Annotated in this window: 12 protein-coding genes; 6 read left to right on the forward strand and 6 right to left on the reverse strand. The window is 66.0% G+C overall.

Annotated elements, in window-relative coordinates:
- Window positions 1-2: 2 nt before the first annotated feature.
- The 3 genes from ACZ48C_RS19315 to ACZ48C_RS19325 form a co-directional block, all read right to left on the reverse strand.
- Window positions 3-1,391 carry a glutamine synthetase family protein gene (locus ACZ48C_RS19315; RefSeq protein ID WP_464783709.1) on the reverse strand — a complete coding sequence of 463 codons (1,389 nt, stop codon included), beginning with the start codon at window positions 1,389-1,391 and terminating at the stop codon, window positions 3-5.
- Window positions 1,388-2,761, reverse strand: coding sequence for a transaminase (locus ACZ48C_RS19320; protein ID WP_464783710.1), 1,374 nt, complete (start codon window positions 2,759-2,761; stop codon window positions 1,388-1,390). Before ACZ48C_RS19320 ends, ACZ48C_RS19315 begins: the two co-directional genes overlap by 4 nt.
- 77 nt (window positions 2,762-2,838) lie before the next feature.
- Window positions 2,839-3,888, reverse strand: coding sequence for a helix-turn-helix domain-containing protein (locus ACZ48C_RS19325; RefSeq protein ID WP_464783711.1), 1,050 nt, complete (start codon window positions 3,886-3,888; stop codon window positions 2,839-2,841).
- Between the two features lie 264 nt (window positions 3,889-4,152).
- On the opposite strand from ACZ48C_RS19325, the gene ACZ48C_RS19330 reads away from it, so the two are divergent.
- Window positions 4,153-5,025 carry a hypothetical protein gene (locus tag ACZ48C_RS19330; RefSeq protein ID WP_464783712.1) on the forward strand — a complete coding sequence of 291 codons (873 nt, stop codon included), beginning with the start codon at window positions 4,153-4,155 and terminating at the stop codon, window positions 5,023-5,025.
- Window positions 5,026-5,134: 109 nt separating this feature from the next.
- Here ACZ48C_RS19330 and ACZ48C_RS19335 read toward each other — a convergent pair whose 3' ends face one another.
- On the reverse strand, window positions 5,135-5,542 hold the full coding sequence (locus tag ACZ48C_RS19335) for a DUF3307 domain-containing protein (RefSeq protein ID WP_464783713.1): 408 nt from the start codon (window positions 5,540-5,542) through the stop codon (window positions 5,135-5,137).
- An 80-nt stretch (window positions 5,543-5,622) separates the two neighbouring features.
- Complete coding sequence (locus ACZ48C_RS19340; RefSeq protein WP_464783714.1) at window positions 5,623-6,864, reverse strand: AGE family epimerase/isomerase; 1,242 nt, start codon at window positions 6,862-6,864, stop codon at window positions 5,623-5,625.
- Window positions 6,865-7,241: 377 nt separating this feature from the next.
- On the opposite strand from ACZ48C_RS19340, the gene ACZ48C_RS19345 reads away from it, so the two are divergent.
- Entirely contained in the window at window positions 7,242-7,403 is a 162-nt protein-coding gene (locus ACZ48C_RS19345; RefSeq protein WP_313195425.1) for a hypothetical protein, read from the forward strand.
- A 94-nt stretch (window positions 7,404-7,497) separates the two neighbouring features.
- Here the strand turns inward: ACZ48C_RS19345 and ACZ48C_RS19350 are convergent, their stop codons facing one another.
- The gene (locus tag ACZ48C_RS19350) at window positions 7,498-8,517 is read right to left on the reverse strand and encodes a LacI family DNA-binding transcriptional regulator (RefSeq protein WP_463619736.1); all 1,020 of its coding nucleotides are present in this window, start codon (window positions 8,515-8,517) and stop codon (window positions 7,498-7,500) included.
- A gap of 284 nt (window positions 8,518-8,801) precedes the next feature.
- Here ACZ48C_RS19350 and ACZ48C_RS19355 point away from each other — a divergent pair, with 284 nt between their 5' ends.
- The 4 genes from ACZ48C_RS19355 to ACZ48C_RS19370 all read left to right on the forward strand — a co-directional run bounded on the left by ACZ48C_RS19355 (window position 8,802) and on the right by ACZ48C_RS19370 (window position 12,744).
- Complete coding sequence (locus ACZ48C_RS19355; RefSeq protein WP_464783715.1) at window positions 8,802-9,848, forward strand: ABC transporter substrate-binding protein; 1,047 nt, start codon at window positions 8,802-8,804, stop codon at window positions 9,846-9,848.
- Window positions 9,849-9,921: 73 nt separating this feature from the next.
- The gene (locus tag ACZ48C_RS19360; protein WP_119255756.1) at window positions 9,922-10,743 is read left to right on the forward strand and encodes an ATP-binding cassette domain-containing protein; all 822 of its coding nucleotides are present in this window, start codon (window positions 9,922-9,924) and stop codon (window positions 10,741-10,743) included.
- A complete protein-coding gene (locus ACZ48C_RS19365; RefSeq protein ID WP_464783716.1) occupies window positions 10,740-11,990 on the forward strand; it encodes a sugar ABC transporter permease in 1,251 nt (416 codons plus the stop codon). The genes ACZ48C_RS19360 and ACZ48C_RS19365 overlap by 4 nt, the downstream gene beginning before the upstream one ends.
- Window positions 11,991-12,015: 25 nt before the next feature.
- On the forward strand, window positions 12,016-12,744 hold the full coding sequence (locus ACZ48C_RS19370; protein ID WP_464783717.1) for an SDR family oxidoreductase: 729 nt from the start codon (window positions 12,016-12,018) through the stop codon (window positions 12,742-12,744).
- The last annotated feature ends 31 nt before the right edge of the window (window positions 12,745-12,775 follow it).

Raw genomic sequence — 12,775 nt, forward strand, 5'->3', positions numbered from 1 at the left:
GGTCAGACGACCTCGCCGTAGAGCGTGCGTTCGAGCGCGGTGATTTCCGCCGCGAAGCGGCGGTATTCGGCGCGCTTGAGGGCGAGGAAGACGTGGTGCAGCCGCTCGCCGAGCGCTTCCTTGAGGAAGGCCGAGCGGGTGGCTGTCTCGATGGCGCTGCGCCAGTCGGGCGGCAGCTCGTCGCCTCCCGCTTCTGCATAGGCGGTGGTTTCGGGGCCGGGATCGGCCTTTGCGAGAATGCCACGGCGCATGCCGGCGAGCACCGTCGCGCCGACGAGATAGGGATTGGAGTCGATGCCCGCGGCGCGCTGTTCGAGATGACGGCCGGCGGGCGCGCCTGCGGGAATGCGGACGGCGACGCTGCGGTTGTTGGTGCCCCAGGTCGGCGTCGTCGGCGCATAGCTCTGGGCGGAGAAACGTCGCCAGGAGTTGAGATGCGGCGCGAAGACGAGCATGGATTCCTGCATCGTCTCCAGAAGCCCCGCGACGGCCTGCTTCAGGAGGGGTGAAAGCGCCTCGTTCCGGTCGGCGAAGAGGTTGTTACTGCCCGCATCCGCAAGGCTCGCATGGACGTGCATGCCGGAGCCGGCGCGGCCGGAAAAGGGCTTGGCCATGAAACAGGCCATCATGCCATGGCGCACGGCAAGGCCGCGCAGGAGACGCTTCAGCATGGCGAGGTCATCGGCGGCGCGCAGCGCGCTGCCATGGCGCAGCGTCAGCTCGAACTGGCCCTGCGCATATTCCGAGATCATGGTCTCGACGGGCAGACCCTGCGCTTCCGCGCCGCGATAGACCGCATCGATGAAGGGTTCCAGACGGTCGAGCTCGGTGACGCCGTAGACCTGGATGCCCTCCGGCCGCTCCCCGGAAAGCGGCAGGCGGAGCGGCTGAAAATCGCCGCCGGCCGTCCGCTCACGGTCGAGCAGGTAGAATTCCAGCTCATAGGCGAGGACCGGATGGAAGCCGTCCGCTTCGAGCAGCTTCACCTGGCGGGCGAGCGCATGGCGCGGGTCGGCCGCCATCGGGGTGCCGTCCAGCTCGAAGAGGGCGAGGCGTACTTCCCCGCGCGGCGGGGAGGTCCAGGGCAGGGGCACGAGCGAGCCCGCGACTGGCCAGGCACGCCGGTCCGCATCGCCGTCCGACCAGACGAGGCCGGTTTCCTCCACATCCTCGCCCGTGACGTCGAGGCCGAGAATCGAGCCGGGCAGGTGCCGGCCGGAACGGAAGATCGGCAGCAGCTCGTGCCGCCTTATGATCTTGCCGCGGGCAATGCCGTTGAGGTCGATCAGCACTAGATCGAAGGCGGTGATTTCCGGGTGCGCGGCAAGGAAGGCCTCGGCTTCGGCGATATCCGCGGCTTCCGGCGGGCGGGCGGCAAGGTCGCGGCTCACGCGGCGGCCCTCCGCTCGGCAAGGCGGCCGAGAACGATCGCGAAGGCCTCGACCAGACCGTCCGCCTGCTGTTCCGAAAGGGCGGGGCTGACGAGCACCATGTTGTGGAACGGCGTCAGCAGGTAACCGAGATTGAGCATCGAAAGATGCAGCGCGGCCTCGATCGTGTCGGAAGCGGCGGCGCGGGCCTCGGCAGCGTTGCGCACCGGTACGGGCGAGAACACGACCTCCAGCCGCGCACCGACGCGCGAAACCGTCCAGCCGAGGCCGGCATCGGCGATCGCGGCCTTGAAGCCGGCCTCGATGCGGTCGGCGCGGGCCTGCATGATGCGGTAGGCATCTTCCGTCATGACATGTTCGAGGCAGGCGCGCAGGCAGGCGAGTTGCAGGGCGCTGCCGGAAAGCGTGGTGCCGATGCCGGAATGGCCGTGGCCGCTCTGCTCGCGGCGGATGACGTGCAGCCTGTCGGAGATCGCCTCGGTCATGCCCCAGACGCTGACGGGAACGCCGCCGCCGATGGGCTTGCCCATGACCATCAGGTCGGGTTCGAGGCCATGCACGCGGCTATAGCCGCCAAGCCCGGTGGAGATGGTGTGCGTCTCGTCGATGAGGAGCAGCGTTCCGGCCTCGCGCGTAAGGCGGCGCAGGGCATCGTGAAAACCGGGGGCAGGGGGGATCATGCCGCAATTCGTCATGACCGGCTCGGCGAGGACACAGGCGATGTCATGCCCGGCAAGCGCCTTTTCGAGCGCCGCCTCGTCGTTGAAGGGAATGGAGACGGTGAGTTCGCCGAGATCGCGGACCTGGCCGAGGAGGTTGCGGCGCGAAACGGTCCGGCCGTCGACGAGGTCGACCAGCGTCTCGTCCACGGCGCCGTGATAGCAGCCGTCGAAGACCAGCAGCTTCGCCCGGCCGGTCACGGCGCGCGCGACACGGATCGCAAAGCGGTTGGCGTCGCTGGCGGTGGCGCCGAGCTGCCAGCGCGGCAGGCCGAAACGCTCCACCAGCAGCCGGCCGACGATCCCGGCGTCCGAGGAGGGCAGCATGGTCGTCAGACCCCGCGTTCCGGCATTCTTCAGCGCTTCCAGCACCGGGGCGGGGCCGTGGCCGAACATGGCGCCGGTATCGCCGAGGCAGACGTCGACGATGCGGTTGCCGTCGATATCCACGAGTTCGGCGCCGCTTGCGCGGTCGACGATAACGGGGAAGGGGGCCGGCCAGTCGAGCATCCAGTGCTGCGGCACGCCGTCGAAGAAGCCCGATGCCGCCTCGTCATGCGCCGCGGCCGAGCGCGGCCGCCTTGCGCGAAAGACCTCTTCCTCCGCCTCGATGAGCGCGCGGGCGCGCGCCTCCAGGTTCGCCCTCTCCATCCCGTTCTCCCGCAGGTATTGCTGAAATGTGATCACATATTGGTTGATGTGATTCCAAGTGTCAAACGGCAAGATGGTTACAGCGAACCGACGATGCGCAGCCAATCGTGCACCGAGGCGGCCGCCTGCTTGTCCAGCGAACCGCGGGCAAGGGGGCTCTTGCCGTCCATCTCCCGCACCTCGCTCGGGCTCATGCCGAACTGGTTGCGGAAGGCGCGGGAAAAGGCGGAGATATCGGCAAAGCCGCAGGCATAGGCGACCTCGCCGACGGTGCGCTTGCCGTCATTGGCCAGCATGTCGAAGGCGGCGCGCAGGCGGCGGGCGCGGATATAGTCCGTGACGCCGCCGATCGGCGCGAACAGCCGGTAGAGCGACGCCCGCGAGAGCGCGAACGCCCGGCAAAGGTGATCGGGGCCGAGGTCGGCGAGAGCGATATTCTGCTCGATATAGCGGCGGATTTCCATGATGACCGCGCCGCGCACGGTGGGCGACGGCTGGCTGCGCGCCGCGATCTGCGGCCCGACCAGATTGGCGACGAGGTTCGCCGTCGCCGTGACGAACGCCGGCGCTTCCGCCTCGTCGATGTCCGGCAGGCTCTCGAAGAGAGTGCGCAGATGGCTTGCGATCAGGCGTGCCGTGCTGGTCGTGCCCTTCAGCAGAAGGCCGTGCAACGCATCGTTCTGCGCTTCCCTTGCGAACAGCAGGTGGCGCGGCAGGGCGAGGGTGAGGTTGCGGCAATGCCGCGTGACGGAATGCATCGGCCGCGAGAGGTCGAGGATGGATATGTCGCCGGCCTCGACCGGCACGGTTTCGCCGTTCGTCGTGCGCAGGTCACCCCCGTCGAGCGTCAGTTGCACGTGGATGAGGTCGAGGCCGCTGCGCGCGATGCGGGCGGGATCACGCGAGAACGTATAGGTCGTGCCCCGCAAGTCTGCGGCGAACAGTAGGGCAGGGCCCAGGAAGTAGGTCGAAAGGCTCGCCCGGAAATCGGCGAGCCGCTCCGGCGTCTCCACTGTCGTACGGAACACCGGGGCGAGCGTTTCGGCGAAAAGATGGCTCTTGCGGCGGCAGTCCGCACCGGCTTCCGCGACCACGGAGTAGGAGGGCAGTTTGTCGGCAGGGCTCATTGCGCCTCACGATTCATGGACGTCGTTGCCTGATCAAGCGAATGCGATGGAGGAAGGTTCCCTGGATGATCCCATGCCGGTCCGCAGAGTTGGCACGGTGTCTCATTCTTTTGGCCCCCCGTCTCATAATGCTTAGCGCGGCTGGTATGACAATTGACAGTCCGTGTCCGCTGAAACCCCATGGAACATAATGGGTCAATTCGAGGCCCCGGTGGCGCGACAAGAACGAGAATGGGCGCACCGTTCCGGAACGGGATTATTGAGGTGGACCAGATTTCCTTCGACGACGGCGCCGTGGCCTTCCGGGTGCCGCCCCACGAATTCCTGCGTGCGCCGGCCTTCGCCGCGGCGAGGGACCGGCTGATCGCCGGCAAGCTGGCCGTCTACGAGGGCAACCATCTCTTCAACCGGCTCATCCTGGAGGAAGGGCGGTTCCTCTGTTATCTCGCCGCCCTTTCCCTTCATGCTGCGCAGGATATGGAACGGCCGTCCACCTGGCTCACACTCGGCCGTCTCCAGCGCGAGGTGACGGAGCTGGGCGTCGCCAGCCGCAACCGCGTCGAGGCGCAGGTTTCCTGCCTGCGCAAATACGGCTTCCTCACACAACAACCGCATGCCTCGGACCGGAGGGTTCGCCTGCTCATACCGGGCACGGCGCTCACGGAGCGCGATACGGCCATTCTCGGCCATCTGGTCGAAGGGCTCCGCATGCTCGGCCTGTCGCCGACGGAAGGGTGCGAGAGCCCGCTTTCAGGCGAGCTGCATCGTGCCATGCGGCGGGCGACCTTGCCGCATCTGTCCGGTCTCAGCCGTCTCATCCGCCGCCACCTGCCGCTTGCGCCCTTCTTCGAGCACGACTGCGGCTACATGATCCTCCTGCTTCTGCTGCGCGGCGCGCGGCATAGTGCCGATGGCACGCTTCCGACGGGGTATCAGCGGCTTGCGACGCAGACCGGCGTCTCGCGAACGCATGTCCGCCGGGTCGTGGAGGCGGCGCGCAATGCCGGCCTCCTGACAACCGCTGCCCGGGGCGGTCACGATATCAGGCTCACTCCGTCGATGTGGCAGGCCGCCGACCGCTGGTTCGCCGACAATTTCGCCCTGACCGATCTTCTCCTGCGCGAAGCGCTCGCCTAGAGCAATTCCAGCAAAAGTGCACAGTGGTTTTGCGTCCGGAATTGCGTAGAAACAAAAGGATAGAGCGTTTTCGCGATTCGGAGAAAAGCGGAAATGCTCTAGTTCTCGCTCAGGCGGCCGATCCCGCTGCGGCAAGGAGAATCGCAAGGCCGATATGGGTGAGGTGATGCAGGCTCTGGTCCGCGCCGAAAAGCCACCAGAAACCGGCCTGCCGCGGCGTCACCTGCAGGCGCCGCGCGGCGAGGCTCTTCAGCCGGTCGATGGCGCCATGAATGAGCGCATCGGCAATTCCGAGCCAGGCGAGGGGCGGGGAGACCATGAGGAAGAGCAGCGCCGTCATCGCGCCATGGACACCGGCATGGGCCGCAAGCGGCGTCAGCCAGCCGTTCGGCCGCTCCTTGCCCGCCGCCATCCAGTCCGTCTGAAGCAGGAAATCCGCCAGATAGTGTTTGGCCAGGAATGCCGCCAGCGCAGCGGCGATCCACAGGGTCGAAATCTGGTCCGGTATCTCGATCATGGCACGCCCGCACCCGATGGCTGGGCAATCCGGCAGGAGCATTCCGTTCCCGCCGGATTGCACAGATGTTTCGGCAAGCCTTAGCGGCTGCCCGCCTCGACGATGCCTTTGGTCAGGCTGCCCGTCGCCGGATAGAGCGGAATGAGGCAGGCCTGGAGCGCATGATAGATGTCACCCTTGCCGGCGAACAGGGTGTAGCTCGGCACGAGATCCTCCGTAAGCTCCTCATGCCAGCCGCCGCGATCCTGATCGAGGAAATGGCGGGCGATCCCGTCCCAGATCTTGCGATACCAGGTCTCGTGGAAGTCGCTCGGCAGATGTTCGCAGAGGAAGGCGGCCGCGCCGACGCCCTCGGCCATCGGCCACCACAGCTTGTTGCGCTTGGCCGGCTCGTCGTTCCAGTCGAGCGTATAGAAGAAACCGCTCTTTTCCTTATCCCAGCCGAGCGCGACCGACTGGGCGAAGAGCGCCTTGGCCGCATCCGGCATCCAGGCGTGCCTGCGGCCGCCGAGGGCGTGGAGCTGGAGCACGAGGCGGGCCCATTCCAGCCAGTGGCCGGGCGTGGTGCCGGAGGGGCGAAACATCTCGTTGCCGCGGTAATCCTTGTCCAGCACCCAGTTCTCGTCGAAATGCTCGGGCACGCGGAAACCGTTCTCCCCGGCGCGGCGGCGGATGACGAGATCGGCGATGCTTTCGGCCTTGTCGAGATAGCTCTTCTGGCCGGTCGCCTCGTAGGCGGCCATCAGGGCTTCGGTGAGATGCATGTTGGAATTCTGGCCGCGATAGCCGGGAACGGGCGTCCAGTCCGCCTCGAATTCCTCCGCGATCGCGCCGTGGCTGTTCTCCCAGAAGCGCTTTTCCAGCACCTCGGTGACATCCGCGATCATGCGGTCGGCGTCGGGATGGCCCGCGACCTTCGCGCTGGACGCGGCCAGCAGTACGAAGGCATGGCCATAGCCCTGCTTGGTGGCATCGAGCAGCCCGGCATTGTCGAGCGACCAGTGATAGCCGCCGCGCTCGTGGTCGCGATGTTTCTCCCAGAGATATTTCATGCCGTGGTCGACGATGTCGTCCGAACCGGGACGGCCGAGCAGGCTGCCGATGGCGAAGCAATGCACCATGCGCGCGGTGGAATGGATGCCGCGCACCGGATTGCCGGCATTGATCGGCCGGCCCTCGACGTCGAGCTCATGGAAGCCGCCGAGCGGATTGAAGGCGCGGTTCTGGAAGAAATCGAACAGGCGGTTCGCTTCCCGCCAGAGCCATTGCCGGTGATAGTCGCGTTCGCGCCAAGCCGTGCCGAGATGTCCCGTTGCGCCCATGATGCGTTCTCCTTTTTGATCGGTCCGCATTGTCGTGTTCGATGCCGGGCGCTTGCCGGAGCGCGGAAGAAACGACCGTGGCGTGGTTGATCACGCACGGCCCGCAACGCTCGCAATGACGGCTGGCCTCGACAGGTGGGAGGCGTTTTATGGCCCAGAAAAACCCCGGCCGCAACCCGCGAGGCGGTCATGTTGTCCGCCCGGCGGCCTCTCGGAGAAAAGATGAAACGCCCGTTTACAATTGCGGCAAAATTGAGAAAAAATACCCTACCAATCTTATAGGGATACTCTATATTGGAACCCGGAAACGGACAGGATGACAATGTCCGCACCCGGAGGAGACCGCAACGCGGCCTCCCAAGCAAGGGATGATGGCGATGAGCAATGTAAACCTCGGCGGCCGTTCCGCTTCCGGCTCTCTCGGTCCTGCCGGCACTCGGCGGTCCCGTCGCGCCGAACGGCAGATTCTCGTCAACAACATCGTCGTAGCCGGCGCCTTCCTCTTCGTCAGCGCCGTGGTCTTCGGCCTCCTGGGCTGACGCCTTCAAGTTCCATAATGTTGATTATGCGATCGGCGGATGGTTTCGCCCTCGACGTCGGACGCTTCGCTGTGGCCCCCTGGCCCCTCGAAGATCAGCCGATCTTCTCGACGATCGGCGGGATCTGGATGACGGCGGGATCGGTCGTGCCGGCGTCGATGATGCCGAAGACGGCTTCGAGCATTTTCGGCACGTCCTGCCGGACCATCTCGATATGGTCGCCGAGCATGGCGACGAAGGGATCCCAGTCGAAGCAGCCGAGATGCGGCACGCCGTCGGCATAGCGGCCGGACCGGCGGATCCAGCGCATGACGCCTTCCAGCGAGATCGTCGAATTGACGAACATGCCACGCGGCAGCACGCTGGCGTTTTCAGCCATCTGCCGCATCGCCTTCTCCGCCTTGTCGGGCGCATAGCCGCAGGTCATGATGAGGCTTTCGTCGACCGTCACGCCTGCCTGCGCATGGGCATCGCGGAAACCGCGGACGCGCTCGATCGTATTATGGTCCGTGCCGCGCCCGCCGACGAAGAGAAGCGGCGCCTTCTCGCCATATTCCCTTTCGCAATTCGCAAGCACGCGGCGCGTCAGTTCCAGCGCCCCGCCATAATTGTCGGAGATGACGGAAGGCGCGCGCGAGCCCGGCAGGTCGAGATTGACGGTGCGCACACCGGAGGCGGCGCAGAGGTCGACGATGCGGTCGGGATCCGTCGCGCCGGTCGCGATCAGGCAATCCACCTGGTAGGAGAGCATGGCGCGCGCCGCCTCGACCTCGAGCGCCGGATCGCGCCTTGTGCAGGTGACGATCGGGAAAAGCCCCCTCTCCCGCGCCAGCGCCTCGAACTGCTCGACGATGGAGCCGAAATAGCGGTTGTCGTATTTGGGCACGATCATACCGATGATCTTGGAGCGTTCCCGGCGCAGCACGCTCGCCTGCATGTTGAGCGCATAGCCCTGCTCCTCGGCGAGCTTGGTGATCTTCTCGGCGAGTTTCGCGCTGATGCGCCGCTTCTTCCAGTTACCGTTCAAGACGGCGCTGACGGCACTTGCGGAGGTCCCCGCCAGTTCCGCGAGATCGTAGATCGTGGTCCTTTTCGGCGGGCTCGTCCGAGTCACATTTCATCTCCGTTTCGCGGGCCACCTTGACACCAATGGGGATTGGTGGCAATTCTTGCTTCATCGATTGAGCAAAGCTGCTCCATCGATGAAGTTGCCTGAACAGCAAGGCTGACCCAAGGGAGGAGTCAGACGGAGCATCGACCAGCCGGACGCTGCGGCATCGCCGCAGCGAACGATGACTTGCGCGCTTATGGTGCGTGGGGCGGTCGGGCGCTGTCGCCCTTGGCGGCTTGAGGTCGCCGGCGCATACGACTGCGAAAAATCAACCGTGGAGGAACCCAATGAAGACGCTTACCTATCTGCTCGCCTCGACCGGCCTTGCCCTGTCGCTCGGCAGCGCCGCCCTTGCCCAGGCAAACGCCACCGTCGCCTTCCTGATGCCCGACCAGGCCTCGACCCGCTATGAACAGCATGACTATCCGGGCTTCAAGGCGGAGATGGAGAAGCTGTGCGCGAGCTGCACGGTGATCTACCAGAACGCCAATGCCGACGTCGCGCTCCAGCAGCAGCAGTTCAACTCGGTCATCGCCCAGGGCGCCAAGGTCATCGTTCTCGACCCGGTCGATTCCGCCGCTGCCGCCGCCCTCGTCGAGATCGCCCAGTCGCAGGACGTCAAGGTCATCGCCTATGACCGTCCGATCCCGGACAAGCCGGCCGACTACTATGTTTCCTTCGACAACCAGGGCATCGGCAAGGCCATCGCCCAGTCGCTGGTCGACCACCTGAAGGCCAAGGGCGTTCCGGACGGCGCCGGCGTGCTCGAAATCAACGGCTCGCCGACGGACGCGGCCGCCGGCCTCATCCGCGACGGCATCCATGAGGCGCTCTCCGCCTCGCCCTACAAGACGCTTGCCGAATTCGACACGCCGGAATGGGCGCCGCCGAAGGCGCAGGAATGGGCAGCCGGCCAGATCACCCGCTTCGGCGATGAGATCAAGGGCATCGTCGCGGCAAACGACGGTACGGGCGGCGGCGCCATCGCGGCGCTGAAGGCCGCCGGCGTCAAGGAAATGCCGCCGGTGACGGGCAACGACGCGACGATCGCCGCGCTCCAGCTCATCATCTCGGGCGACCAGTACAACACGATCTCCAAGCCATCGGAGATCGTCGCTGCCGCCGCGGCCAACGTCGCCGTCAAGCTCCTCAAGGGCGAGATGCCGGAAGCCACCCACAAGCTCTACGAAACGCCTTCGCAGCTCTTCGTTCCGGCCGTGGTGACGGCCGAGAACATCAAGGCCGAGATCTTCGACAAGGGGATCAACAAGCCGGACGAAGTCTGCACCGGCGAATATGTTGAAGGTTGCCGCAAACTCGGCATCATCAACTAACGGCATTGATCGTGCCCGGCCGCCTTGCCGGCCGGGCACGTCGACGGTCAAGAGATCAAAGGTTCCTGCGGCCATGACAGCCACGCTACAAGATGCTCCCGCCAAGGGAGAGCCGGTGCTTCGCCTTCGCGGCGTTTCCAAGAATTTCGGGGCCGTGTCCGCACTCACGGATATCGAGCTCGACGTGCAGGCCGGCGAAGTCGTCGCACTCGTCGGCGACAACGGCGCCGGCAAGTCGACGCTGGTCAAGGTGCTCGCCGGCGTGCACCAGCCCTCCTCCGGCACGGTCGAGTTCTGCGGCCAGCAGGTGACGCTCGACAGTCCCGCCAAGGCCCTCGACATGGGAATCGCCACCGTGTTCCAGGATCTTGCCCTCTGCGAGAACCTCGACGTCGTCGCGAACCTTTTCCTCGGCCACGAGATGTCGCCCTGGGCGCTCGACGAAGTGGCAATGGAAGTTCGCGCCTGGACGCTGCTGCGCGAGCTTGCCGCACGCATCCCATCCGTCCGCGAGCCCATCGCCTCGCTTTCCGGCGGCCAGCGGCAGACCGTAGCCATCGCCCGCTCGCTGCTGCTCAATCCCAAGCTCATCATGCTCGACGAGCCGACGGCCGCCCTCGGTGTGGCGCAGACGGCCGAGGTGCTGAACCTCATCGAGCGCGTGCGCGACCGCGGCCTTGGCGTCATCATCATCAGCCACAACATGGAGGACGTGCGCGCCGTCGCCGACCGCATCGTCGTGCTGCGCCTCGGGCGCAACAACGGGGTCTTTACGCCCGATTCCTCCAATCAGGAACTCGTTTCCGCCATCACCGGCGCGACCGACAATTCCGTTTCGCGCCGCGCCGATCGCAAGGCCGGACACGTCCAGGAAACCCATGGGGGCGCCGCATGAGCCAGAACCCTTCCAATGCCCAGCCGCTGCTCGACCGCAGTGACGAGCGCGTGCGCCACGACGACAGTCTCGCCGCCATGGCGAAAGGCTTCATCGACCGGGTCCGTTCCGGCGACCTCGGCATGCTGCCGGTCGCCGTCGGCCTCGTGGTCATCTCCGCCGTCTTCTCGGCGCTCAACCCGATCTTCCTTGCGCCGAACAATCTGGTGAACCTGCTGTTCGACTGCGCCACGGTCGGCGTCATCTCGCTCGGCATCGTCTGCGTCTTGGTGCTCGGCGAGATCGACCTTTCGGTCGGCTCGATGAGCGGGCTTGCCTCCGCCATGGTCGGCGTCCTCTGGGTCAACCAGGGCTGGCCCATCGTCGGGGCGATCCTCGCGGCCCTCGTCGTCGGCGCGGGCGTCGGCCTTCTCTATGCGACGCTCTACAACCGCCTCGGCATGCCGAGCTTCGTCGCCACGCTCGCCGGCCTTCTCGCGCTGCTCGGCATGCAGCTCTACATCCTCGGCCCGACCGGCTCGATCAACCTGCCCTATGCCTCCTCGCTGGTGCGCTTCGGCCAGATCCTGATCATGCCCGACTGGCTGTCCTACACGCTGGCGCTCGCGCCCGGCCTCGTCATGATCGCCCGGGGCCTTCGGACCCGCACCCAGCGTCTGGCCGCGAACCTTTCCGCCCAGCCGATGCGCGCCCTGATCCTCAAGGCCGTCCTGCTGACGGTCCTTCTGGAAGCAGCCGTCTTCTACCTTAACCTCGGCCGCGGCATTCCGTGGATGTTCGCCCTCTTCGTCGCGCTCGCCATCGTCCTCAACTATGCACTGACACGCACCAAATGGGGCCGCTCCATGTTCGCCGTCGGCGGCAACAAGGAAGCCGCGCGCCGCTCGGGCATCAATGTGCGCCGCATCTACATGAGCGCCTTCGTGCTCTGCTCGACGTTGGCGGCGCTGGGCGGCATCCTTTCTGCCTCGCGCCTCGCCTCCTCCAGCCAGCAGGCCGGTACCGGCGACGTCAACCTCAACGCCATCGCAGCGGCGGTCATCGGCGGCACCAGCCTCTTCGGCGGCCGCGGCAGCGCCTATTCGGCCCTTCTCGGCATCATCGTCATCCAGGCGATCTCGAACGGCCTGACGCTGCTCAACCTTTCGTCCTCGCTGCGCTACATGATCACGGGCGGGGTCCTGGCCATCGCGGTCATCGTCGACTCGCTCGCCCGTCGCTCCCGCGTCAGCCACGGCCGCGCATAACATTATCGGAATGGAGTTTTCAGAAATGGCTGACCTCATGAAGGGCAAGATCGCCGCCATCACGGGTGCCGCTTCCGGCATCGGCCTCGAATGCGCCCGCACCCTGATCGCCGAAGGCGCGAAGGTGGTGCTCGTCGACCGCGCGCAAGACAAGCTGGAACAACTCTGCAGGGAGCTCGGCCCGAACGCCCTGCCCCTCGTCGTCGACCTCTTGAAGCCGTCCGACGTCTCCGGGATGCTTCCGCGCATCCTGGACATCGCGGGAGGCCTCGACGTCTTCCACGCCAATGCCGGCGCCTATATCGGCGGCCCGGTGGCCGAGGGCGACCCGGATGCCTGGGATCGCATGCTGAACCTCAACATCAACGCCGCCTTCCGCTCGGTCCACGCGGTGCTGCCCTACATGATCGAAAAGAAGACGGGCGACATCCTCTTCACCTCATCGATCGCCGGCGTCGTGCCCGTCGTCTGGGAGCCGATCTATACGGCCTCGAAATTCGCCGTGCAGGCCTTCGTGCATTCGACCCGCCGGCAGGTGGCGCAGCATGGCGTGCGCGTCGGCGCGGTCCTGCCCGGCCCTGTGGTCACGGCCCTTCTCGACGACTGGCCGAAGGAGAAGATGGACGAGGCGCTCGCCAACGGCAGCCTGATGCAGCCGAAGGAAGTGGCCGACGCCGTGCTCTTCATGCTGACGCGCCCGCGCAACGTCACGATCCGCGACCTCGTGATCCTGCCGAACAGCGTGGACCTTTGACGAAAACGGCGGGCGGCACGAGGCCGCTCGC

Source organism: Shinella sp. 1A1 (assembly GCF_055379515.1).

Excerpts from the sequence above, each read along its gene's own strand:
- ACZ48C_RS19335 (WP_464783713.1), bottom strand. The coding sequence starts at position 5,542 with ATGATCGAGATACCGGACCAGATTTCGACCCTGTGGATCGCCGCTGCG.
- ACZ48C_RS19340 (WP_464783714.1), bottom strand. The coding sequence starts at position 6,864 with ATGGGCGCAACGGGACATCTCGGCACGGCTTGGCGCGAACGCGACTAT.
- ACZ48C_RS19320 (WP_464783710.1), bottom strand. The coding sequence starts at position 2,761 with ATGGAGAGGGCGAACCTGGAGGCGCGCGCCCGCGCGCTCATCGAGGCG.
- ACZ48C_RS19325 (WP_464783711.1), bottom strand. The coding sequence starts at position 3,888 with ATGAGCCCTGCCGACAAACTGCCCTCCTACTCCGTGGTCGCGGAAGCC.
- ACZ48C_RS19345 (WP_313195425.1), top strand. The coding sequence starts at position 7,242 with ATGAGCAATGTAAACCTCGGCGGCCGTTCCGCTTCCGGCTCTCTCGGT.
- ACZ48C_RS19370 (WP_464783717.1), top strand. The coding sequence starts at position 12,016 with ATGGCTGACCTCATGAAGGGCAAGATCGCCGCCATCACGGGTGCCGCT.
- ACZ48C_RS19360 (WP_119255756.1), top strand. The coding sequence starts at position 9,922 with ATGACAGCCACGCTACAAGATGCTCCCGCCAAGGGAGAGCCGGTGCTT.
- ACZ48C_RS19365 (WP_464783716.1), top strand. The coding sequence starts at position 10,740 with ATGAGCCAGAACCCTTCCAATGCCCAGCCGCTGCTCGACCGCAGTGAC.
- ACZ48C_RS19355 (WP_464783715.1), top strand. The coding sequence starts at position 8,802 with ATGAAGACGCTTACCTATCTGCTCGCCTCGACCGGCCTTGCCCTGTCG.